The organism is Rhodanobacter sp. FW102-FHT14D06 (genome assembly GCF_043950705.1).
GTDB lineage: Bacteria > Pseudomonadota > Gammaproteobacteria > Xanthomonadales > Rhodanobacteraceae > Rhodanobacter.
In genome coordinates, this window is record NZ_CP170722.1 from 1,657,996 (window position 1) to 1,680,278 (window position 22,283).

General features: G+C 62.2%; 25 protein-coding genes and 1 pseudogene. 18 read left to right on the forward strand and 8 right to left on the reverse strand.

Annotation, left to right across the window (positions count from 1 at the left end):
* Nucleotides 1-354 precede the first annotated feature (354 nt).
* The 4 genes from ACFCQI_RS07600 (at nucleotide 355) to ACFCQI_RS07615 (ending at nucleotide 2,350) form a co-directional block, all read left to right on the forward strand.
* Nucleotides 355-765, forward strand: coding sequence for a superinfection immunity protein (locus ACFCQI_RS07600; RefSeq protein ID WP_395120835.1), 411 nt, complete (start codon nucleotides 355-357; stop codon nucleotides 763-765).
* Nucleotides 766-841: 76 nt separating this feature from the next.
* A complete protein-coding gene (locus tag ACFCQI_RS07605; protein WP_369491286.1) occupies nucleotides 842-1,195 on the forward strand; it encodes a transposase in 354 nt (117 codons plus the stop codon).
* Complete coding sequence (locus ACFCQI_RS07610) at nucleotides 1,168-2,001, forward strand: IS3 family transposase (RefSeq protein ID WP_395121306.1); 834 nt, start codon at nucleotides 1,168-1,170, stop codon at nucleotides 1,999-2,001. The genes ACFCQI_RS07605 and ACFCQI_RS07610 overlap by 28 nt, the downstream gene beginning before the upstream one ends.
* Before the next feature lie 85 nt (nucleotides 2,002-2,086).
* Nucleotides 2,087-2,350, forward strand: coding sequence for a hypothetical protein (locus ACFCQI_RS07615; protein WP_395120836.1), 264 nt, complete (start codon nucleotides 2,087-2,089; stop codon nucleotides 2,348-2,350).
* A gap of 352 nt (nucleotides 2,351-2,702) precedes the next feature.
* On the opposite strand, the gene ACFCQI_RS07620 is transcribed toward ACFCQI_RS07615, so the two are convergent.
* Both ACFCQI_RS07620 and ACFCQI_RS07625 read right to left on the reverse strand, forming a co-directional pair.
* Nucleotides 2,703-3,782: an IS110 family transposase gene (locus ACFCQI_RS07620; protein WP_395117203.1), complete on the reverse strand. Its 1,080-nt coding sequence runs from the start codon at nucleotides 3,780-3,782 to the stop codon at nucleotides 2,703-2,705.
* A 1,119-nt stretch (nucleotides 3,783-4,901) separates the two neighbouring features.
* Nucleotides 4,902-5,981 (reverse strand): IS110 family transposase, encoded by a 1,080-nt coding sequence (locus ACFCQI_RS07625; RefSeq protein WP_395117203.1) that lies wholly within the window; start codon nucleotides 5,979-5,981, stop codon nucleotides 4,902-4,904.
* 132 nt (nucleotides 5,982-6,113) lie between these two features.
* Here ACFCQI_RS07625 and ACFCQI_RS07630 point away from each other — a divergent pair, with 132 nt between their 5' ends.
* The 8 genes from ACFCQI_RS07630 (at nucleotide 6,114) to ACFCQI_RS07665 (ending at nucleotide 12,387) form a co-directional block, all read left to right on the forward strand.
* A complete protein-coding gene (locus ACFCQI_RS07630) occupies nucleotides 6,114-6,821 on the forward strand; it encodes an FRG domain-containing protein (protein WP_395120837.1) in 708 nt (235 codons plus the stop codon).
* A gap of 474 nt (nucleotides 6,822-7,295) precedes the next feature.
* On the forward strand, nucleotides 7,296-7,577 hold the full coding sequence (locus ACFCQI_RS07635) for a hypothetical protein (RefSeq protein ID WP_395120838.1): 282 nt from the start codon (nucleotides 7,296-7,298) through the stop codon (nucleotides 7,575-7,577).
* A gap of 958 nt (nucleotides 7,578-8,535) precedes the next feature.
* Entirely contained in the window at nucleotides 8,536-8,889 is a 354-nt protein-coding gene (locus ACFCQI_RS07640; RefSeq protein WP_369491286.1) for a transposase, read from the forward strand.
* Complete coding sequence (locus ACFCQI_RS07645) at nucleotides 8,862-9,695, forward strand: IS3 family transposase (RefSeq protein ID WP_395121306.1); 834 nt, start codon at nucleotides 8,862-8,864, stop codon at nucleotides 9,693-9,695. Before ACFCQI_RS07640 ends, ACFCQI_RS07645 begins: the two co-directional genes overlap by 28 nt.
* A 489-nt stretch (nucleotides 9,696-10,184) precedes the next feature.
* The gene (locus ACFCQI_RS07650; protein ID WP_395120839.1) at nucleotides 10,185-10,424 is read left to right on the forward strand and encodes a hypothetical protein; all 240 of its coding nucleotides are present in this window, start codon (nucleotides 10,185-10,187) and stop codon (nucleotides 10,422-10,424) included.
* 87 nt (nucleotides 10,425-10,511) lie between these two features.
* Nucleotides 10,512-11,138 (forward strand): hypothetical protein, encoded by a 627-nt coding sequence (locus ACFCQI_RS07655; protein ID WP_395120840.1) that lies wholly within the window; start codon nucleotides 10,512-10,514, stop codon nucleotides 11,136-11,138.
* A gap of 90 nt (nucleotides 11,139-11,228) precedes the next feature.
* The gene (locus ACFCQI_RS07660; RefSeq protein ID WP_395120841.1) at nucleotides 11,229-11,681 is read left to right on the forward strand and encodes a transposase; all 453 of its coding nucleotides are present in this window, start codon (nucleotides 11,229-11,231) and stop codon (nucleotides 11,679-11,681) included.
* Nucleotides 11,578-12,387 carry an IS3 family transposase gene (locus tag ACFCQI_RS07665; protein ID WP_395120842.1) on the forward strand — a complete coding sequence of 270 codons (810 nt, stop codon included), beginning with the start codon at nucleotides 11,578-11,580 and terminating at the stop codon, nucleotides 12,385-12,387. The genes ACFCQI_RS07660 and ACFCQI_RS07665 overlap by 104 nt, the downstream gene beginning before the upstream one ends.
* 497 nt (nucleotides 12,388-12,884) lie before the next feature.
* Here the strand turns inward: ACFCQI_RS07665 and ACFCQI_RS07670 are convergent, their stop codons facing one another.
* Together ACFCQI_RS07670 and ACFCQI_RS07675 are read right to left on the reverse strand one after the other, a co-directional pair.
* Nucleotides 12,885-13,919, reverse strand: a complete 1,035-nt coding sequence (locus ACFCQI_RS07670; RefSeq protein ID WP_395120843.1) for an IS110 family transposase — start codon at nucleotides 13,917-13,919, stop codon at nucleotides 12,885-12,887.
* 287 nt (nucleotides 13,920-14,206) lie between these two features.
* A pseudogene (locus tag ACFCQI_RS07675) lies at nucleotides 14,207-14,347 on the reverse strand (transposase); the annotation flags it as partial.
* A gap of 105 nt (nucleotides 14,348-14,452) precedes the next feature.
* Between ACFCQI_RS07675 and ACFCQI_RS07680 the strand changes: the two are divergent.
* From ACFCQI_RS07680 to ACFCQI_RS07705, 6 genes are all read left to right on the forward strand, one after another.
* Nucleotides 14,453-14,896, forward strand: a complete 444-nt coding sequence (locus tag ACFCQI_RS07680; RefSeq protein ID WP_395120844.1) for a c-type cytochrome — start codon at nucleotides 14,453-14,455, stop codon at nucleotides 14,894-14,896.
* Between the two features lie 98 nt (nucleotides 14,897-14,994).
* Nucleotides 14,995-15,435 carry a DUF4259 domain-containing protein gene (locus ACFCQI_RS07685; protein ID WP_395120845.1) on the forward strand — a complete coding sequence of 147 codons (441 nt, stop codon included), beginning with the start codon at nucleotides 14,995-14,997 and terminating at the stop codon, nucleotides 15,433-15,435.
* A 14-nt stretch (nucleotides 15,436-15,449) separates the two neighbouring features.
* Nucleotides 15,450-15,818 (forward strand): GFA family protein, encoded by a 369-nt coding sequence (locus ACFCQI_RS07690; RefSeq protein WP_395121308.1) that lies wholly within the window; start codon nucleotides 15,450-15,452, stop codon nucleotides 15,816-15,818.
* A 212-nt stretch (nucleotides 15,819-16,030) separates the two neighbouring features.
* Nucleotides 16,031-16,177, forward strand: a complete 147-nt coding sequence (locus ACFCQI_RS07695; protein WP_395120846.1) for a hypothetical protein — start codon at nucleotides 16,031-16,033, stop codon at nucleotides 16,175-16,177.
* A gap of 25 nt (nucleotides 16,178-16,202) precedes the next feature.
* Nucleotides 16,203-16,892, forward strand: a complete 690-nt coding sequence (locus ACFCQI_RS07700) for a VIT family protein (protein ID WP_395120847.1) — start codon at nucleotides 16,203-16,205, stop codon at nucleotides 16,890-16,892.
* A gap of 324 nt (nucleotides 16,893-17,216) precedes the next feature.
* Nucleotides 17,217-17,438 (forward strand): DUF1737 domain-containing protein, encoded by a 222-nt coding sequence (locus ACFCQI_RS07705; RefSeq protein WP_395120848.1) that lies wholly within the window; start codon nucleotides 17,217-17,219, stop codon nucleotides 17,436-17,438.
* A 36-nt stretch (nucleotides 17,439-17,474) separates the two neighbouring features.
* Here ACFCQI_RS07705 and ACFCQI_RS07710 read toward each other — a convergent pair whose 3' ends face one another.
* From ACFCQI_RS07710 to ACFCQI_RS07725, 4 genes are all read right to left on the reverse strand, one after another.
* Entirely contained in the window at nucleotides 17,475-18,179 is a 705-nt protein-coding gene (locus ACFCQI_RS07710) for a LytR/AlgR family response regulator transcription factor (RefSeq protein WP_395120849.1), read from the reverse strand.
* The gene (locus tag ACFCQI_RS07715; protein WP_395120850.1) at nucleotides 18,179-19,231 is read right to left on the reverse strand and encodes a sensor histidine kinase; all 1,053 of its coding nucleotides are present in this window, start codon (nucleotides 19,229-19,231) and stop codon (nucleotides 18,179-18,181) included. The genes ACFCQI_RS07710 and ACFCQI_RS07715 overlap by 1 nt, the downstream gene beginning before the upstream one ends.
* A gap of 64 nt (nucleotides 19,232-19,295) precedes the next feature.
* Nucleotides 19,296-19,961: an alpha/beta hydrolase gene (locus tag ACFCQI_RS07720; RefSeq protein ID WP_395120851.1), complete on the reverse strand. Its 666-nt coding sequence runs from the start codon at nucleotides 19,959-19,961 to the stop codon at nucleotides 19,296-19,298.
* 100 nt (nucleotides 19,962-20,061) lie between these two features.
* Nucleotides 20,062-22,155: a prolyl oligopeptidase family protein gene (locus ACFCQI_RS07725; RefSeq protein WP_395120852.1), complete on the reverse strand. Its 2,094-nt coding sequence runs from the start codon at nucleotides 22,153-22,155 to the stop codon at nucleotides 20,062-20,064.
* Nucleotides 22,156-22,283 lie beyond the last annotated feature (128 nt).

Below are 22,283 nucleotides of genomic sequence, written 5' to 3' on the forward strand. Positions count from 1 at the left end.
GCGCTCGTGATCCACTTTGCCGAAAAGCTTTTATTTGGCCCTTGGGCACCACGCGCAATCGGGGGTTTGCTATTCTTTTTGGCATTCGTCGTTATCGTGCAAGTCAATACTGATCTATCGGTTGCGCTCGCTAACCGCACCAAGAACAGGCGGGCCTCAATCGTTACCGTGCTTATAGTTGCGCCAGTCCTGCAGTTAGTGTGCATTTATTTCATTTCAGCAGGGGTGCTCGCGGCGACCTCGTCGCTTACCCCCTAACCAGTCATTCAAGCGGACGGCTACGCCGCCGCTTAATTCCAGCGTTAGACAGAGCCGAATGTTCTCGGTACATCACAACTTCAGGGGGAGTCAGCGATGTTTGCAGTTAGGTTGGTCGTTCTCATTTTCTTAGTCTTCTATAGCTGGTCAATGGGGCAGATTCCTCCAAGTGGCCTAAACGCCTTCGGCAAAGTGGTCGCGTTTTCGTTTTTTATCGCTGCTCCACTGCTGTACTTGCTTCCAACACTTGAGGCTCTCCTCAAAGAGCATCCCAACCTTCCAGCTATCGGCCTCGTAAACGTCTTGCTCGGTTGGTCCCTCATTGGCTGGGTGGTTGCCGAGGTGTGGGCGCTCAAGAAGCCAGAGCCGGTTGCCGCCGTTGCCGTCGCAGGTGCCCCTACTGTCTCTGCGACACCGAGAGAGACAAAAACATGTCCGTACTGCGCAGAAGAGATCCTTGTTGCAGCAGTCAAGTGTAAGCACTGCGGCAGCGAGTTATCTGTCTAACAGTTCGTTCAAGGCGGACGGGACAGTTCCTACGCTTTAGTGGACACCCTGAACTACCACTTCAGGAGTCCACAAGATGCCCAAACCAGGTCCACGAACCACCTACCGCTATACCCAGGAATTCAAGGCAACCGCTGTCCGTTTGAGCCTGTTACCGGGCGTCGCGGTGGGTGACGTTGCCCAGTCGCTTTACATCCACCCGTTCATGCTGTCTCGTTGGCGCAAACAGGCGCGCGAGGGATTGATCATGACGAAGGGTGTGGCGGTCGACAAAGCCGTGGCAGCGGAGCTGAAGGAGCTGCGTCGGGTGAAGAAGGCCTACGAGCAGCTGAAGATCGAGCATGACCTTTTAAAAAAAGCGATCGCGTTCACTTCCAGTCCAAGGCCGACATCTTCGCCTTCATCCGTCAGCAAGAGCACCACCCGGTGAGGCTGTTGTGCCGGCTGTACGGGGTCAGTCCAAGCGGGTATTACGCCTGGCGGGATCGACCGTCGAGCGCGCGTGCGCAGGAGGATGCACGACTGCTTGAGAGCATTCGCCACGTGCACGCCGAAGGCCGGCAGACTTACGGTAGCCCGCGGGTCCACGCCGGCCTGCAACGCAACGGTGAATCCGTCGGACGCCGCCGGGTCGAGCGCTTGATGCGGGACCATGCCATCCGTGGCTGCTCTGCCGATCTGTATCGACGTTGTCCGGGTGTCGATCGCTTCTTCGCCAGCGTCGACAACCAGGTGCACGAGCTGACGGTGGATCGGCCCGATCAGGTCTGGGTCACCGATGTCACCTATCTGAAAGTATCGGGTTCATGGCGCTACCTCGCCACCGTCATGGATCGCTATTCGCGGCGCCTGCTGGGCTGGTCGCTGGGAACGGACCGGACGGCCAACCTGACGCGCCGGGCGTTGGCAGCGGCGTTGCGCCAACGCAAACCGCCGGCCGGCACGTTGCTGCACAGTGATCGCGGGGTGGAGTTTCTGGCCAGCGACTTCAAACGCATGCTGGCCAGGGCGGGCTTGGTGCAGAGCGTGAACCGCCCGCATCGAATGACCGACAACGCGCACATGGAGTCGTGGAACAAGTCGATGAAATCGGACATGTATCACCGCGACAGCTTCTGCACCGAAGGCTCGCTGCGAAGCGCCGTGCGCAGCTACATCGATTTCTACAACAGCAAGCGCTTACACTCTGCCTTGGGCTATCGTTCTCCCATCGAGTTCGAGGCACAGTACGGCTAACCAACCGGTGTCCACTTTTGCGTAGGAACTCTCCGGCTACGCCGCCGCTTAACTCTAGCGTTAGGCACCACAGGGGAATCTGCGCATGATGGTCTTTACCACATTGTTCATTGCCGTCATTGTCATTGGCGTACTGTGGTTCTTGTTGTTACAACGGCTGCGGCAAGCTTGGATGGGTTACGTTCTGGTCTTGGCAACGGGCATAGCCTGTTTCCTGTTTGGCTCGGTTCATTTCGTCTATATCGGCATCGAGGTCATCGGCCTCGGCTGCCTAGTAGTTTGGTTGCGGCACACCTACTGGCCGCCGGCACCAAAATCCAAGCCTGCAGGGGCTGGCGGCGGTGCCTAACCATTCCGTAAGAGACTTCCGGTCAACCCCGGGCGCATGATGCTTTCGCCCTGGGCTTTCGGGCTGCTGCCGGTCATCGTGTTGTCCTGTTTGCTGCGTACTGCGTGTCAGTGCTTCATGGGTACAACGAATGTCAGGCTGCATTTCCGTAATCGGTCTTGTTGAGTCGATGCCGCCGACTCGGACCTTTGTATAAACCGCACCCGAAGACCTCGTTCGTTCATCGGACTGTCCGGTGCCCAGGGATCAGTCGGCACACCGTTTGGACGTCCATCTAGTTAGTCAGGTTCTCTCCGGGGTGGTCTGACCTGTTGTCTACCGTGTCGCGCTGACGTTGAATCGAAACTCGGTTTTACGCCGCCTGCACCGTGTGAGTTTGCTGGTGCATCGGATGCTGCAGGCAGGCACAGGGGTCGTAGTCGACGTCGTGCGCCAGCATCGCCCAGATCTGCCGGGCATGTTTGTTCGCGATGGCCACGATCACCTTGCCGAAAGGCATGCGTCCATCCAGGGTACGTATCCACAACTGTTCGGGCGTGGCCTTCTCGGTGGCCACGGCCTTCGCGCGCTGCAGACTGCTGCGGGCGCCCTGGATCAGCAACGTGCGCAGGTACGCATCCCCACGACAGCTGATCTCACCCAGCCGCGCATGCCCGCCGCTGGAGTGTTGGGTGGGCACCAGCCCCAGCCATGCCGCCATCTGCCGGCCGTGTTTGAACTCGCGCGCGTTGCCGACCGTGGCCACCGCCGCATCGGCGGTGATCGCGCCGACCCCGATGACCGCGCGCAGCCGCACACACTGCTCGTCATCGCGCGCGTGTATCTCGATGCGTGCATCGCACGCGTCGAGGTGCAGGCGCAACTGCTTCCAGTGCTCCGCCAGGTCACGCAACAGTTCCTTGAGCTCAGCCGGCAATCCGAGCTGCCCATCGAGGTCAGCCAGCTGGCGACGCAGCGCCAGATCGCTCTGCGCCACGACCACACCGAACTCGGCCAGCAGGCCGCGAATACGGTTGCCGATCGCCAGCGACTCGACCTTGTAGCCCTCGCGGACTCGATGCCATGACAACCGCACCTGCTGATCGATCGACTTGACCGGCACGAAACGCATGTTGCCCTGGCGGGCGGCTGTGGCGATCGCCTCGGCATCGGCCCGGTCGTTCTTGGTTCGGCGACCCTTGCGGAACGGCGTGACGAACTGGGCGGCGATGATCCGCGGCTGCAGACCGTACTCCAGGCAGCGCCGCGCCCAGTGGTGCGCCCCGCTGCACGCCTCCATCGCCACCACCGTGCCGGCCGGCAACTGCGCCAGCCACAGGCCAAACGGCTCGCGCCGTAGGTCCTGCCGCCGCAGCACATGGCCAGCGCCATCCATCTCACACGCTGAAAACAGGACTTTCGCCAAATCCACGCCGATGGTTATAGTGCTCATGGAGACTTCCTCTTCTGCTGACGGTTGTGTCGCAACACCATCATGGCCCTCGAGGCCGAAAGGGGAGGAAGTCTCTTTTTACTCGTTCAAGGCGGACGGCTTCGCCGCCGCTTAACTCCAGCGTTAGGCGGTCAGAAGAGCATCCTTTGTCCTTGTCTCGCGTTCGTCGCTTTCTGGCTTCGCATCGGCTGCGCGGGGCATGTTGTTTCGGGCTGGCCTGCGTTGTCGTCTGTCGCGCGCTTGGTGGTTCGTCGTGTCTTGCGCGCGTTGGCGTATCTCGCATCTTCATGCTTCATGATGCGCGCGGTTTGCGCAACGTGGCGTTCATCGTCAGCGGTTCGTTCTTCGCACGCAGGCCACAACCTTCGCGGCATTGCCGAGCTTTCAAAGCAGCGCTATCGTGTTGCTCACCGACGGCGTAGCGTGCTGCCGTATAACCAGTCATTCAAGCGGACGGCTTCGCCGCCGCTTAATTCCAGCGTTAGACCACAGGGGAAATGTCATGGCCAAGAAAGGTGAAACCACATCCAAGCCGGTTGGCACCAAGGCTTCTGGCGTTATGCGTAGTTCAAGCACTGGCAAAGCATCAAAGAGTGCGTCTGGCAGCGCGCTTTCTCAAAGACAGCCAAGCAAAGTGACCTCCGCATCGGCTGCCACCGCCGCTTCAAAAGTTCTCCGCGACGCTCGTAGCAGCGCTGCCTCAAAGTCAGCGGCTGCAAGCACGCTCACACAGCGGCCCGGCAAGAGAAAGTGACGTTGTGGTCTAACATTTCCGTAAGAGACTTCCGGTCAACCCCGGGCGCATGATGCTTTCGCCCTGGGCTTTCGGGCTGCTGCCGGTCATCGTGTTGTCCTGTTTGCTGCGTACTGCGTGTCAGTGCTTCATGGGTACAACGAATGTCAGGCTGCATTTCCGTAATCGGTCTTGTTGAGTCGATGCCGCCGACTCGGACCTTTGTATAAACCGCACCCGAAGACCTCGTTCGTTCATCGGACTGTCCGGTGCCCAGGGATCAGTCGGCACACCGTTTGGACGTCCATCTAGTTAGTCAGGTTCTCTCCGGGGTGGTCTGACCTGTTGTCTACCGTGTCGCGCTGACGTTGAATCGAAACTCGGTTTTACGCCGCCTGCACCGTGTGAGTTTGCTGGTGCATCGGATGCTGCAGGCAGGCACAGGGGTCGTAGTCGACGTCGTGCGCCAGCATCGCCCAGATCTGCCGGGCATGTTTGTTCGCGATGGCCACGATCACCTTGCCGAAAGGCATGCGTCCATCCAGGGTACGTATCCACAACTGTTCGGGCGTGGCCTTCTCGGTGGCCACGGCCTTCGCGCGCTGCAGACTGCTGCGGGCGCCCTGGATCAGCAACGTGCGCAGGTACGCATCCCCACGACAGCTGATCTCACCCAGCCGCGCATGCCCGCCGCTGGAGTGTTGGGTGGGCACCAGCCCCAGCCATGCCGCCATCTGCCGGCCGTGTTTGAACTCGCGCGCGTTGCCGACCGTGGCCACCGCCGCATCGGCGGTGATCGCGCCGACCCCGATGACCGCGCGCAGCCGCACACACTGCTCGTCATCGCGCGCGTGTATCTCGATGCGTGCATCGCACGCGTCGAGGTGCAGGCGCAACTGCTTCCAGTGCTCCGCCAGGTCACGCAACAGTTCCTTGAGCTCAGCCGGCAATCCGAGCTGCCCATCGAGGTCAGCCAGCTGGCGACGCAGCGCCAGATCGCTCTGCGCCACGACCACACCGAACTCGGCCAGCAGGCCGCGAATACGGTTGCCGATCGCCAGCGACTCGACCTTGTAGCCCTCGCGGACTCGATGCCATGACAACCGCACCTGCTGATCGATCGACTTGACCGGCACGAAACGCATGTTGCCCTGGCGGGCGGCTGTGGCGATCGCCTCGGCATCGGCCCGGTCGTTCTTGGTTCGGCGACCCTTGCGGAACGGCGTGACGAACTGGGCGGCGATGATCCGCGGCTGCAGACCGTACTCCAGGCAGCGCCGCGCCCAGTGGTGCGCCCCGCTGCACGCCTCCATCGCCACCACCGTGCCGGCCGGCAACTGCGCCAGCCACAGGCCAAACGGCTCGCGCCGTAGGTCCTGCCGCCGCAGCACATGGCCAGCGCCATCCATCTCACACGCTGAAAACAGGACTTTCGCCAAATCCACGCCGATGGTTATAGTGCTCATGGAGACTTCCTCTTCTGCTGACGGTTGTGTCGCAACACCATCATGGCCCTCGAGGCCGAAAGGGGAGGAAGTCTCTTTTTACTCGTTCAAGGCGGACGGCTACGCCGCCGCTTAACTCCAGCGTTAGCACTAATGACCACCTTTACTGCCTCATCTGTCATCCAGTTCCTCGGGCACATCGAAGACCATGGCGCAGAAACCATGTTTCGAGGTCAAGGGAGTGCAGCGTGGCCGCTACTTCCATCTATCGCGCGATTCGCTACCAAACTGGACGGCTACGATTGCATCTCCGATCTTGAGGAGCATTTGCTCGAGCGGTTCCGTCAGTTTGGCGTTTCCTTTCAAGACTTCCGCAAGCTTCCGATCATTGAGCAACTGGTGCATGCGCAGCATTACGGATTGCCTACTAGGCTTCTCGACTGGTCTACGAATCCCCTAAAGGCGCTGTTCTTTGCAACTGAGGAACCCCAGCTGGATTCCTTGGACGGCGTGGTCTACATCACTCATCCAAACTTTTGGGTGGAAGGTACTACTCACATCCGTGAGGTAAAGGCTTTTCTCGCCTGCTTTCCAGAAGTACTGCACGAACGGATTGCTGCACAAGATGCATGCTTTCTTGTGTTTCCGCTCTCTAAAACCGATATGTCGGTTCCTGAGCTGTCGGCTGCCAGCTTCCCGGGCGCATTAGACTTCTTGCATGAGATCATCATTCCTTCCGGTGCAAAACGCGATTTGCGCAAACAGTTATCTGTACTTGGCGTTACGCACCGATCTGTGTACCCAGGTTTGGAAGGCACCACGCGTTGGATCAAAAGTGAACTGTCGAACTTCCTCGTGTGAGTGCTAACCACTCGTTCGAGGCGGACGGCTCCGCCGCCGCTCAACTCAAGCGTTAGGCGTCACAAAGGCTTCTGGCTGGATACTGTATGCAGCGGGGATGTTGGTATGTCTGATCGATTTAAAGATGCAGCAGGACTGGCTTTCGCTTGGGTGGTAATTTTTGCGCTGGGCGCCGGTGTAATTAAAGGTTTTATTTCGTTAGCCAGAACTCATCCTGACGGAACGTTTTGGCTCGGAATGCTTGCCTTCACTTGCTTCATAATTAATGACTATTCTCGGCGAAATGGCCGAAGGGACGATGGGTGACAGGGAGGGTTCACTTATTGGTCTATCGTCTCGTGTTCTTGTAGTACGCTTGGTATGGCACAATATTTCTTCAAACGTCGGACTTCGGTGCCGCCTAACATCTCGTTCAAGGCGGACGGCTGCGCCGCCGCTTAACTCCAGCGTTAGGCTCGCAAGGAAGATTTGCACATGCTCATGTTCAAGGCGATAAGCAAGCAAGAGACCCGGCGCATGCAGCTAGTCGGTATTCCGATGTTCATTACCGTGCTCTTTTGCTTCATCACCATGGGCACGCTATGGAGCATCCTGTTTCTCTTCGTTGCGCTCATTCCTTACTCTTTTTTCTACACCAAGGCATACGTCGTTGTAGCTGCACGCAGTTCATCGCCGCCTGGCTGGCGGTTCTACACCGGCATGGTTTTGGTACAACTTCTCTTCATCGCATTACTGGTGGCTCGCGCACGAGCCTAACCCATCGTCCAAGCGGACGGCTTCGCCGCCGCTTAACTCCAGCGTTAGATTTTTGGGGAGAGGTCAATGTGGAAATTCGCTCTCGTTGTGTTGGCGATGGTGGTGGGTTTGTGCGGTTGTGGCCAAGGAGCAGCGTCCTCAGCTGATCTCAACCCGTTCACCATAGTCCCAGGGCAATGGGGCTGGGCCGGTTCAAACGATTGTGCCGTGAACCCGGAGGTAATCCGCTTCAGCGCAGACGGGAAAAAGATGTTCCTTTCTCTTACTCCCGCTAAACCTGACGGAACCTACGAGCCACGCCGTCAGGCCACTTACAACATTCTCCGTAAGCTCCCCAATGGGTTGTCGATGTCGTTGCATGACGAGACTCGTCGTGATACTTCAGGCAAGCCGGTGACATGGGACCTCATTGTCATGGATAGGAACCAAATGTGTTGGCATCGCAGTGATTGGCCTCAGTACGGCTGCACCAAGTCAATTTCTCGCTGCGGAATCTAACCATTCGTTCAAGGCGGACGGCTTCGCCGCCGCTTAACTCCAGCGTTAGGGCGCTCAGAAATGACACGGCTGGTGAAAATTCTCATCCTTGTGGCCAGCTTCCTTCCTATTCTTCTGGCTCAGATCCTGGCTTTTCTCCTGCTGTCCGAGCCACCTGGTGCTCACACTTGGCTAGACGCGCATCCTGGGTCACTGGTAGTTTCACTCATCGCGTTGCAGCTGGTGGTTGTTGCCTTCTACATCTGGCATCTCAAGCAGAGGTCTGCAGTCCCTCGAAATCAACATGGCTATTGGGTCGTCCGCTTTCTTTTTACGCGGGGTCTTTTTGCAGTGGCCGACTACTGGCACAAACACATTTGGGACGCTCCTCGGCGAGCGCCCTAACATTTCGTTCGAGGCGGACGGGACAGTTCCTACGCTTTAGTGGACACCCTGAACTACCACTTCAGGAGTCCACAAGATGCCCAAACCAGGTCCACGAACCACCTACCGCTATACCCAGGAATTCAAGGCAACCGCTGTCCGTTTGAGCCTGTTACCGGGCGTCGCGGTGGGTGACGTTGCCCAGTCGCTTTACATCCACCCGTTCATGCTGTCTCGTTGGCGCAAACAGGCGCGCGAGGGATTGATCATGACGAAGGGTGTGGCGGTCGACAAAGCCGTGGCAGCGGAGCTGAAGGAGCTGCGTCGGGTGAAGAAGGCCTACGAGCAGCTGAAGATCGAGCATGACCTTTTAAAAAAAGCGATCGCGTTCACTTCCAGTCCAAGGCCGACATCTTCGCCTTCATCCGTCAGCAAGAGCACCACCCGGTGAGGCTGTTGTGCCGGCTGTACGGGGTCAGTCCAAGCGGGTATTACGCCTGGCGGGATCGACCGTCGAGCGCGCGTGCGCAGGAGGATGCACGACTGCTTGAGAGCATTCGCCACGTGCACGCCGAAGGCCGGCAGACTTACGGTAGCCCGCGGGTCCACGCCGGCCTGCAACGCAACGGTGAATCCGTCGGACGCCGCCGGGTCGAGCGCTTGATGCGGGACCATGCCATCCGTGGCTGCTCTGCCGATCTGTATCGACGTTGTCCGGGTGTCGATCGCTTCTTCGCCAGCGTCGACAACCAGGTGCACGAGCTGACGGTGGATCGGCCCGATCAGGTCTGGGTCACCGATGTCACCTATCTGAAAGTATCGGGTTCATGGCGCTACCTCGCCACCGTCATGGATCGCTATTCGCGGCGCCTGCTGGGCTGGTCGCTGGGAACGGACCGGACGGCCAACCTGACGCGCCGGGCGTTGGCAGCGGCGTTGCGCCAACGCAAACCGCCGGCCGGCACGTTGCTGCACAGTGATCGCGGGGTGGAGTTTCTGGCCAGCGACTTCAAACGCATGCTGGCCAGGGCGGGCTTGGTGCAGAGCGTGAACCGCCCGCATCGAATGACCGACAACGCGCACATGGAGTCGTGGAACAAGTCGATGAAATCGGACATGTATCACCGCGACAGCTTCTGCACCGAAGGCTCGCTGCGAAGCGCCGTGCGCAGCTACATCGATTTCTACAACAGCAAGCGCTTACACTCTGCCTTGGGCTATCGTTCTCCCATCGAGTTCGAGGCACAGTACGGCTAACCAACCGGTGTCCACTTTTGCGTAGGAACTCTCCGGCTTCGCCGCCGCTCAACTCCAGCGTTAGGCCTCATGGAAAAGCTTGCGCTCTCCAACATAGAGGACAGTGTCTTGGCTATGGCTGAGGATGCGTTCATCCACTTCAAAACAGCACGTCCAGTGCTGGGTACCTATTATGAGCGTAACGTTAGTTTCCAGGAGCTGTCGTCTATCGTCGGACGCTTGTCCGCCCTCGGGCTCATCCGCTGGCGTATCACACAACGCAGCACAATTCATTTCTGTAAGCGTGCGCCGGTCAGCTCTCAGCACAACTGCACGGCGGCGTTCACGGCCACGGCCAAAGGCAAGGCGTACCTCGCTCAGCCTCGGTGCGCGGCCTAACCACTCGTTCGAGGCGGACGGCTCCGCCGCCGCTCAACTCAAGCGTTAGGCCGCTAAAAAAAGTATCGTCGCAAACGCTATCTTTCTTCCAAATGCAAAGGGGAGTTGCTCATGAAGGTTATCGAGTCTGCATTGCTTCTGGTCGTGGGCACTGCGTTGCTTACGTTCAGCGCCCTCTCGCTGGGACTTTTTCCGCGGCCACTGACGTTCAATAATCCCACCCTGTTCGTCGAGGCGCTCGCCATCGCTGGTCTGGCCTTCTTCGGTCTTGGCGCTCGTGGCATCTATCAGATTCACCGCGCTATCTCCTGCAACGTCTCGCTGGCTCCGTCCCGCGGCGCCGCGGCCTAACCCGTCGTCCAAGCGGACGCGCGAAAAGCCGCGCGCCGCTTAACTCCAGCGTTAGGCTCGACTCATCCGCATCAGGGGAAACGTATAATGAAACAGTTGATGTGCGGGCTACTCGCACTTCTCATGTGCTCAATGGTCTACGGAGCAGGTGCCGCGGAACCAACGACAATCCTAGGCTTCACGATAGGAAAGACCTTCAATCTCCCCGAGTGTCATTGGAAGGGTGACGGTGCACTTGCAAGCTACGGTTATGATTTCCAGCAACCAATTACGCCATGTTGGAAGCACAGCAGTCTGAAAGCGCATCCAGGCGACCCATTGAATACCAAGGGTACGTTCAAGATTGGGGTCGTGCCGGCTAGCGGCAAGACTCCCGATGGCGTGCGTAGCGATGCGCTTTATCTAATCGTGGTTGGTGGACACATTGAGGGAATATTCGTCCCAACGAACGGCCTCGATAGCCAAGATATATTCTTGGCGCTTCTTATAAAAAAATACGGTAAGCCCGAATCAAGCCAGCGAACACAGGTTGAAAATAGCTACGGCGCGAAGTTCACTAAGTATACCGTCGCATGGAAGAAACCAGATGCTTTAATAGCCTACGACAGCATGGTATCGAGCACGGATTGGGGTTTAATTGAAGTAGCGAGCCCGTCGGGGAAAACATTTCTTGAAGACGAACAATCGAAAATAGAAAACAGTTCTTCGTTCTAACATCACAAGACCTAACTCATCATTCAAGCGGACGGGATAGTTCCTACGCTTTAGTGGACACCCTGAACTACCACTTCAGGAGTCCACAAGATGCCCAAACCAGGTCCACGAACCACCTACCGCTATACCCAGGAATTCAAGGCAACCGCTGTCCGTTTGAGCCTGTTACCGGGCGTCGCGGTGGGTGACGTTGCCCAGTCGCTTTACATCCACCCGTTCATGCTGTCTCGTTGGCGCAAACAGGCGCGCGAGGGATTGATCATGACGAAGGGTGTGGCGGTCGACAAAGCCGTGGCAGCGGAGCTGAAGGAGCTGCGTCGGGTGAAGAAGGCCTACGAGCAGCTGAAGATCGAGCATGACCTTTTAAAAAAGCGATCGCGTTCACTTCCAGTCCAAGGCCGACATCTTCGCCTTCATCCGTCAGCAAGAGCACCACCCGGTGAGGCTGTTGTGCCGGCTGTACGGGGTCAGTCCAAGCGGGTATTACGCCTGGCGGGATCGACCGTCGAGCGCGCGTGCGCAGGAGGATGCACGACTGCTTGAGAGCATTCGCCACGTGCACGCCGAAGGCCGGCAGACTTACGGTAGCCCGCGGGTCCACGCCGGCCTGCAACGCAACGGTGAATCCGTCGGACGCCGCCGGGTCGAGCGCTTGATGCGGGACCATGCCATCCGTGGCTGCTCTGCCGATCTGTATCGACGTTGTCCGGGTGTCGATCGCTTCTTCGCCAGCGTCGACAACCAGGTGCACGAGCTGACGGTGGATCGGCCCGATCAGGTCTGGGTCACCGATGTCACCTATCTGAAAGTATCGGGTTCATGGCGCTACCTCGCCACCGTCATGGATCGCTATTCGCGGCGCCTGCTGGGCTGGTCGCTGGGAACGGACCGGACGGCCAACCTGACGCGCCGGGCGTTGGCAGCGGCGTTGCGCCAACGCAAACCGCCGGCCGGCACGTTGCTGCACAGTGATCGCGGGGTGGAGTTTCTGGCCAGCGACTTCAAACGCATGCTGGCCAGGGCGGGCTTGGTGCAGAGCGTGAACCGCCCGCATCGAATGACCGACAACGCGCATATGGAGTCGTGGAACAAGTCGATGAAATCGGACATGTATCACCGCGACAGCTTCTGCACCGAAGGCTCGCTGCGAAGCGCCGTGCGCAGCTACATCGATTTCTACAACAGCAAGCGCTTACACTCTGCCTTGGGCTATCGTTCTCCCATCGAGTTCGAGGCACAGTACGGCTAACCAACCGGTGTCCACTTTTGCGTAGGAACTCTCTCGCCTATGCTTCAGTCGGGTCACTCACACTTGCACTTCTCTATGGCACGGGATGGCTCATTGGTTTCCTATTCAAGCGGGCGCTTGCAGCTTTACGGCATGCGCGCTAACAGTTCCTTAGGAGACTTCCCGTCAACCCCGGGCGCATGATGCTTTTGCCCTGAGCTTTCGGGCGACTGCTGGTGATCGGGTTGTCCTGCGTGCTGCGTGCTGCGTGGTCAGTTTGATGCGGCGTCGAACGTTGCCAGACTGCATTTCCTTAGACGGTCTTGTTGAGCCATTGCTGCCGGCTCGGACCAGGGTATAAACCGCGCCCGGAGACCTCATTCGTTCAGCGGTGTCGTCGATGTTCGGGGATCGGCCGAAACACGTTTGGACGTCCAGAATGTTAGTCAGGTTCTCTCCGGGTGGGTCTGACCCGTTGTTGCCGCGTAGCGCTGACCGTGAATCGAAAGCAAGGTTCCTCAAGCGAGTTGAGCGGGGCAATGCAGCGGGTGACGCTGGCTGGCGCAGGGGTCGTAATCCACCTCGTGAGCCAGCATCACCCACAACTGGCGCGCATGTTTGTTGGCGATGGCGACCAGCACCTTGCCGAATGGCAACCGCACCGCGAGTGACCGAATCCAGAGTTGTTCGGGTGTGGCCTTTCCCGTGGCGACCACCTTGGCCCGTTGCAGGTAGCCATCGCCGCGACAGCTGATCGCACCCAGCCGCGTGTGTCCGCCGCTGGAGTGCTGGGTCGGCACCATGCCGAGCCACGCCGCCAGTTGCCGGCCATTGCGGAATTCCTGCGCCTTGCCGAGGCTGGCGATCAGGGCGTCTGCGGTGAGCGCGCCGATGCCGACGATCGCGCGCAGGCGCACGCACCGCTCGTCATCGCGCACATGGGCTTCGATGCGTGCATCGCACGCGTCGAAGGCCGTGCGGACCTGGGTCCAGTGGGCCTCCACGCTGCGGATCAACGCCTTGAACTCTGCCGGCAGCGCGGTGTGTGCATCCAGATCGGCCAGCACCCGGCGCAGGGCCTTGTCGCTCTTGCCCATCACGATGCCGAACTCGGCCAGCAGGCCGCGCAGGCGGTTGCCGATCGCCAGACTCTCCACCTTGTAACCCTCGCGCACCCGATGCCAGGACAGCCGGGCCTGCTGGTCGATGGTCTTGATCGGCACGAAACGCATGTTGCCCTGGCGGGCGGCCGTGGCGATCGCCTCGGCGTCGTTGCGGTCGTTCTTGCTGCGCTGACTCTTGCGGTACGGCTTGACCAGCTGGGCAGCCATCAGCCGCGGCCGCAGCCCGTACTCTTCACACCGCCGTGCCCAGTGATGGGCCCCGCTGCAGGCTTCCATCGCCACCACCGTCCCCGCCGGCCGCTGCGCCAGCCACACGGCGAAGACCTCACGCTTGAACTCCCGTCGTTCCAGCACGTGTCCGGCGCCATCCATCGCGCACACCGAAAACACGTTCTTCGCCAAGTCCACACCCAGGGTTATAGTGCTCATGGAGACTTCCTCTTCTGCTGACGGTTGTGTCGCAACACCATCATGGCCCTCGAGGCCGTAAGGGGAGGAAGTCTCTTTTTACTCATTCGAGGCGGACGGCTACGCCGCCGCTCAATTCAAGCGTTGTGGCTGTAGAAAAGCCCCTTTCCACGGACGGATAGACGGCCAAAATGACGGCCGGAGCATCTCGTCAGTCAACAGCGGGGGTTTCGCGTTGGGGCTTGTCCGGTTTTGATCTGACGCCATGGGCACGCGCTTCAGGCGGCCATGGGTACGCCTTGTACCTCTCAGGCTGCTTGGCGGTAGTTCGCCCACTTCTCGATGTTGTGGACCAGCGCGAACAGCTTCCATTGGCCATCCACCTTGGCCTGGCCGCGCAGGGTGAAGCGGTTGAGCCGCTTGTTGGCGCGCACGTTGCCGAAGAACGGCTCGACGAGCGCGCCATGTCGGTCCCACTTGTTCGCGTTGGGCTATTGAAGCAAGATCGGCAGAGGTTTTTTCAGCGACCTCGTTAGCTGCCAAGGGAGATCGTCGTGAACCGACGTATCTTTTGCATTCTCGCTGCATCGACGTTCTTTCTAGCCTCGTGCGTTAAAGAATCGCCGCCTCAAAGCGCACCAACAACCTCACCGCCAGCGCCCTCTGGAGAACGGCTCGTTTACGTGGTCGGCTGCGTCAACTGCCATCACCAGACCCCCAAGGAAATACTCAACGCCCCGCCTCTCATCGTTGTGCAAAGCTACTCCTTGCCAGAGTTCAAGAAGCTGGTCACAACTGGAGTCACGCGTGACGGCCGAGACATGTATGCGCAAGGCAGCATCATGGGAATTGTGGCAAGAGAGCAGCTATCCCATCTCACAGACGAAGAAGTGGTGGCCATCCATCAGTTCTTGCAAAAAGGATGGACTGCTGAACGGGGAGCACGAGAGGAGGCCAAGATTGCCACCTTTCCGCTACCGACGTTCATGAAGAAATGATCTCACTGGCTCCTCGGCACGCAGCCAACAATTCATTCGAGCCGACGCCGCTTCGCGGAGCGGCTTAATTCAGGTGTCAGGCCTCCAGAGAAAATTGCATGGGTACTTGGGCACTCCACTCCTTTGCTAACGACGATGCCGGCGACCTCCTCGGCGATCTTGTCGACGGAACGGACTTGTCACCCGTTCAAGAAGCCATCGATCGCGTTCAAAGCAAACAAGGTTACTTGGAGGCACCGGATGCCCAACGAGGCATCGCGGCCTGCGAGGTAGTAGCACTGGTGTTGGGTCACGCCTCCGCCGCATCACACGCCGACGATGACCTCGCAGCTTGGATTGCCCGCGTCAAGCCGTCCGTGGATGCGGGGACTGTGTCCCAAGCAGTCCAGGTCGTCGATCGCGTACTCGCTCCGGACTCAGAGCTTCGGGAGTTGTGGGAGGAATCGGATGAGTTCAACGCTTGGGAGGCAGACGTCAGGTCTTTGCGTGCGAGGCTGCACCGCTGCTCAACTCCAGCGTCAGGCCAGGAGGGATTGTGAAGACGGGATCGTGCATGTGCGGGGCGGTCAGGTTCACCGTCTCGTGTGACCTTAAGCCTCCTGATGCTTGCCACTGTGTTCAGTGCCGAAAGTTCTCGGGGCACTATTCAGTCGGAACGGACGTGCCCAGGAGTGCAGTGGAGATTTCTGGCGCTGAGAACGTAACCTGGTACTACTCGTCCGAGAAGGTGCGCCGCGGGTTCTGTTCGGTATGCGGGTGCTCCATGTTCTTCGATCCACCTGCCAAGGAATGGATCGGAATCCATATGGGAGCGTTCGACGTGCCGACCGAGACGCACGCCGAGTTGCATGTATTCGTCGCCGAGAAGGGTGACTACTATGAGATTGGCGATGGGTTGCCCCAGTACCAGCGCATTCCGTAGGGACGAGCCTGTGGCCCGTCTGAGCGCAGGCATCAGGCCTCCGCCCAGGACCGGGAGCATTGGGGCCACGATGCATCAGATGTGTGGGAGAGCTTGAAGAGCCTTCGCACCTGACTGGGATGGCGGCCGCCGCACCAGACAGGCCCGATGGGCAAACGGCGAACCCGATGATTCACTTGGCAGCGGGCTGTGGAATCGCACTGCAGCGCCAAATGTCCCTGCCGACGCGTTACCTGTTGTTGCTTGTCGTTGCAAAGAATGCGGCCGGCCCGACGCATCTGCGCATCCGGTGGCCTGACAAATCGTTCCAGGCGGATGGCTTCGCCGCTGCTCAATTCCAGCGTCAGGCGTCGCCATGAGGCCCATACCGCAAGGTGAGAATGCATGAGGCACAGCGAAAGACATCGAACACACCGAACAGGCTGGCTTCGCGCTGCCGTGCTTGGGGCAAACGACGGTATCGTTTCTACCGCGAGCCTTGTGTTGGGGGTTGCCGCCACCGGAGCAGGTACGAGAGCAATTCTCGTCGCAGGAGTCGCTGGCCTGGTTGCCGGCGCCATGTCGATGGCTGCTGGTGAGTATGTCTCGGTCAGCTCACAGGCTGACACCGAGCGCGCAGACTTGGCTCGCGAGAGCAAGGAGTTGGCCGCAAATCCCGAGCAGGAGCATGACGAATTGGTGTCGATCTATGTACAGCGTGGGCTGGACAGGTCATTGGCGTCGAGTGTTGCCACCCAACTCATGGCTCACGACGCGCTCGGGGCGCACGGGAGGGACGAGCTCGGCATATCCGATACGTTGGCTGCCAAGCCAGTCCAGGCTGCATTCGCTTCTGCCGGGACATTCGCGACGGGTGCGGCGCTGCCACTCCTGATGGTACTCGTGCTCCCAAGCGCCACACTCATGTGGGGCCTCGCAGGCAGCTCACTGTTCTTCCTTGCATTGCTAGGCCTGCTGGCGGCGCGCACAGGCGGCGCCCTGGCACTCGCATCCGTGCTGCGCGTTACTTTCTGGGGCGCGCTGGCAATGGCTTTGACCGCGGCAGCCGGGGCGATCTTCGGGGTGACTGCATGAGCAGCGTCAAGTCGGTGATCACGTCTTTTCGCTCGGCGGCGATCCGCAGCGCGATATCGTCATGGTCAGGCCGGTGGCTTGCGGGTGACGTGCTTGACCCCTTCCCCGATGGTTTGCCGCGCAATTCGCACGCCCGGGCGCGCATCGGGTTCCACGGTCGCGATGCCCGCGCAGGCGGGCATCCATCGGACTTCCCGATCGGCGAGCAGGCCTGTCCGCGAACTTCGGTTGCACGGAACAACGGCAAGCCGCGCGTGACTTCGCCGAGAGGTGATTCCTGCGTTAGCCTGCAGCCTGGTTCCCCCGAGAGTTCGATCCGCGCCCATGCCTCCCTCGACTTCCGCGCCGCCGCCAGGGCTTCCTGCCTATCGCATCCTTACCGGCCCTGACGATGCCGGGTTTTGCCATCGGGTCAGCGAGGCGCTGGCGCTCGGCTACGTCTTGTACGGATCGCCCGCGGCGACCTTCAATGGCGAGCATGTGATCGTCGCCCAGGCCGTGGTCTGGCCCGCACGTCACCGAACGACGCCACCGGGCGTGGGCTGACGGTTCCTTTCGGCGGCGGATGTCCGCCGTGCGCGCTCAGCCCAGGCGCAGCCAGCGGCGCACCGCGGCGAGGTTGCGGCGGCTGATCTCCGGGCTGTGTTCGCTGCCGTCGAGGCGGGCCAGCACGCGGCCGTCGGCCAGGCTGCGCAGCCCGACCAGGCGCGCGCGCGGCACCAGGCAATTGCGGTGCAGGCGGATCAGCTGGTCAGGCCAGGCTTCCTCCAGCTGGCGCAGCGATTCCTCGATCAGCAGCTCGCCGCCGGCGTGCTGCACGACCACGTACTTCTCCTCGGCAAGCAGGCACAGCACGTCGTGCAAGGCGATGCGCACCTCCTCGCCGCGCAGGCGGCCGTGCAGGAAGGCGGTCGGCTCGCGCGGGCTGTCGTCGAGGCGCCGCCGCGCACGCTGCAGGGCATCGCGCAGGCGTTCCAGCCGCACCGGCTTGAGCAGGTAATCCGCTGCGCCAAGCTCGAACGCCTGCAGCGCGTGCGCCTCGTACGCAGTGCAGAAGATCACCTGCGGCCGTGCCCTGCCGGCGAGTCGCTGCGCTACGGAAACGCCGTCGATGCCCGGCATGTTGATGTCCAGCAGCAGCACGTCGGGCTGCAGTTCGTCGAGCGCGGCCAGCGCGGCCTCGCCGTCGGCGACCGTGCCGACCAGCTGCGTGTCGCTGCATTCGCCCAGCAGCGCGGTCATGCGCGCGCGGGCCAGCGGTTCGTCGTCGACGATCAGCACGCGCATCACGGCGATGCCCTCGGCAGGCGCAGCATGACCACATAGTGATCGCCTTGCGGCGCAGCCTCGACCACTGCACGCGGGCCGTAGCGGAATGCCACGCGCTGGCGCACGCTGCGCAGGCCGTGGCCGTTGCCCGCCGCGCCCGGCTGCGGCGGCAGCGGATTGCTGATCTCGATGCGGATGCCGTCACCGTCGCGCGCGCCGCGCAGCACCACCTCGCCGCCTTCGCGCAGCGGCTGGATGCCGTGGCGCACGGCGTTCTCGACCAGCGGTTGCAGCAGCAGGCGCGGCAGCGGGAAGTCCGCCGGCAGCTCGCGCAGTTCGCGGCGGATGCGCAGGCGCGGGCCCAGCCGCAGCTGTTCGATCGCGAGATAGCGCTCGATCAGTGCGAGCTCCTCGCCCAGCGTGCCGTCGCCGCGATCGGGCGAGCCCAGTGCGGCGCGGAACAGTTCGGACAGGTCCTCCACCGTGCGCTCGGCGGCGGCGGGGTCGACCCGGATCAGCGCGGCCACGGTGTTCATGCTGTTGAACAGGAAGTGCGGGCGGATGCGCGCCTGCAAGGCCTCTACCTGCGCGCGCGCGACTGCGGCCAGGCGGGCCTGCCACTGCGCCAGCACGTAGAAGTAGCGCAGCATGGCGGCGCCGAGCAGGGCGGCGACGATCGTGTTGTCGCGCACGAAGGCCGTCATCGGACTGCCGATCAGGCCGGTCTGCAGTGCGCCGTCGAGCCAGCGCGCGATGGCGCTGGCCAGCAGCACGATCAGCACGATCAGCAGCCACACCGCGACGTACGGCATGTGCCCGGGCAGACGTTGCAGCAGGTGCCGCAGCTTGCACAGCGTCAGCGCCACGACCATCGCCAGCCAGGTCACGAAGAACATGCTGACGCTGTAGGCGGGCCAGTCCTGGCGATCGTCGCGGGCCAGCCACATCACGGTCACCGTCAGCGCGCCGACCACGAACAGCGCGAACAGCGCCGGCAGCTGGCAGAAGTCCGGCAGCGGGCTGTGTTCGGCGCGACCGCGGGCGTCGCTGGCGGGCGTGGGTTCGGGCATGCGGCAAGTATGCCGCATGCGTTCGGGCGAGAGCCGGCGGGCGGTGCCCGTCCTGCACGCCGCCTCAGGCGGCCAGCCGGGCGCCCAGCCAGCGGCGCAGGTCGGCGATTTCCTCGGCGCAGACCGCGTGGGCCATCGGATAGCTGTGCCAGTCCACCGCGTAACCCAGCGCCTGCAGACGATCGCGCGAGTCGATGCCGCGCTGCATGACCACCACCGGGTCGGCGCTGCCATGCGCCTGGAAAATCGGTGTCGCGGCATTGGCGGCGCTGCGCTCGCGCGCCACCACCTCGGCGATCGGCAGATAGGTGGACAGCGCCACGATCCCGGCCAGCGTCTGGGCGTGGCACAGGCCCGCGGCCAGCGCGATCGCGCCGCCCTGCGAGAAGCCTGCCAGCACGATCCGCCCGGCGGGCACGCCGCGCTGGTGCTCGCGCGCGATCAGCGCCTCCACCGCGGCGATCGACGCACGCACGCCGGCCTCATCCTGGGGTGCCCGCGCGTCGAAACCCGCGATGTCGTACCACGCCCGCATCGGCATGCCGTTGTTGATCGTCACCGGTCGCACCGGCGCATGCGGAAACACGAAGCGCAGCGCCGGCCACGCCGGGTCCACCAGCTCCGGCACGATCGGCGCGAAGTCGTGGCCATCGGCCCCCAGGCCATGCAGCCAGATGATGCTGTGGGTGGGGTTGGCGGCGGTCTCGTGTTCGACGGCGGGGAGGATCATGAGGCGGATGGATGGTGGAAGACGGGCACCATCGTAGCAGTCGCGTTCCCCGCCTCGATGCGCAGGAGCCCGCCAGCGGGCTCCCGCGACGGGCGTCGGGCTATTTCCTGGCCGGCAGCCCCAGCTCGTGCGCGAAGAAGGTCAGGGTGATCGCGGTGTCGCCGACGCGCTGGCTGAACGGGGCGCCGATGCCGTGGCCGGCGTGCATGCGGGTGAGCAGCAGGATCGGCTGGGGCGAGGAGGTGGCGTTCTGCAGCGCGGCGGTGAACTTGCGCGATTGCCACGGCGCCACGCGCGGATCGTTCTCGCCGGTGGTCATCAGCACGGCCGGGTAGGCAGCGTGCGGCGTGACGTTCTGCAGTGGCGAGTACGCGAGCGTGGCCTTGAACTGCGCCGGGTCGGCGATGCTGCCGTACTCGGGGATGTTGTACGGGCCGTTGGCGAAGTCGGTCTCGTGGCGCAGCATGTCGTAGATGCCCACGCGTGCGACCACGGCGCGGTAGTCGGCAGGGTGCTGCACGATCTGCGTGCCCATCAGCAGGCCGCCGTTGCTGCCGCCGAGAATGCCCAGGTGGGCGCGGTCGGTCCAATGCGTGTCGATGAGGGCCAGCGCGGCGGCGTGGAAGTCGTCGAACACGTTCTGCTTGTGCAGCTTCTGGCCTTGCGCGTGCCACTGCTGGCCATTCTCGTTGCCGCCGCGGATGTTGGCGTAGGCCAGCACGCCGCCGTGTTCGAGCCAGGCCAGGTTGGCGCCGATGAAGCCGGGCTTGATCGGGATGTCGAAGCCGCCGTAGCTGTACAGGATGGTCGGTCGCGCGCCGTCGGGCGTGATGCCGGGCATCGACAGCACGGTGACCGGGATCCTGGTGCCGTCCTTCGAGGTTCCTTCGATGCGCTGCACGACCACCTTCGAATAATCGGCGGCGGGCTGCACCGCGAACACCGTTTTCAGCGTGCCCCGGTTGCCGTCGTATGCCGCCCAGCGGGTGGGCGTGGTCCAGCCGGCGTAGCTGATCAGGGCCTCGGGCCGACCCGACTCGGAGGCGATGTCGCCGATGCTGATGCCCTGCGCCGGCAGCGGCACGCGGCGCACGAAATTCGCGCCGGCGTCGTACTGCTCGATCCACCAGTCCGGGCCCTGGCTGCGCACCACCAGAAAGCCGTCGCCGAGCGGGGCGATCTGCTGGATCGCGCCGTCGCGCTGGGCCAGCACCGGCACGGTCTTGCCGTCGTCGGTGACGGCCACGATCCTGCCGCGTGGCGCATCGTCGAACGACGCCACGTACAGCCGTCCATTCACCCACGCGGCGGTACGCACGTTGGCGCGGCGATCGAGTGCGCGCGTGAATGCGGCGCCGTGGCGCAGGAACACTTCGGCCGGGCCGCCATCACCGTCGTAGGCGAGCACCGCGGCTTGCGCCGTGGCGGGCGAGTTCACCAGCACGTACTCGGCGGTTTTCGAGTAGCCGCGGCCGAACACCACGGTGTCCGTATCGGCGGCCCGGCCCAGCGCGTGATGCACCAGGGTCGCGTTGAACTGCACCACCTCGTGGCCCGCCGCCGGCGGCGCGAAGCGCACATAGCTGAAGCCTGCCTCGTCCGTATCCCAGGCCACGCCCTGCGGGGTGGTGCCACCGCCGGCCCAGGGCAGGGTGTCGGGGAGTGTCTTGCCGCTGGCTACGTCGAGCACGTGCAGGGTGGTCAGTTCGCTGCCGCCTTCGGCGGTGCCGTAGGCCAGATAGCGCCCGTGCGGCGAGGGCCAGTAGCCGGTGATCGCGGTGCCGCCGTGGTCGGCGTTCGGATCGACCAGGGTCCTCGCCGCGCCCTCCGGCCAGGCTTGCGCGACCAGCACCGGCTGCGATTGCGGCGGCGTCTGCTGCAGGTAGAACAGGGTGCCGCCGGCCAGCACCGGGCCGGAGCGCGTGGTCGAGGTGATCGCCAGCTGCTGCACGCGCGCGGTGAGCGCCTTGCCTTCGGGCATCGCGGCGAGCGTCGCCTCGGTGTGGAAGTTCTGCGCGGCGATCCACTGCTGCACGGCCGGGTCGGCGGGGTTTTCCAGCCAGCGATACGGATCAGGCACCTGCACGCCATGCAGTACGCTGGCCGCCGTGTGCGTCGGCGACGCGGGCGGTGCGGCGGCGTGGCTGCAGCACGCCGCCGTGGCGGCAAGGACCAGTGCAAGACGACGTCGCATGGCGTACTCCGGAGACAGGCGTGGGATCGGCATCCAAGGTTAGCGCCAATCGCCCGCGGCACCGCGCGAGCCGCCCCTGACTTTCGGCACAGATGACGGCAACCGGTCCCCACGCTCGGTTATGCTGA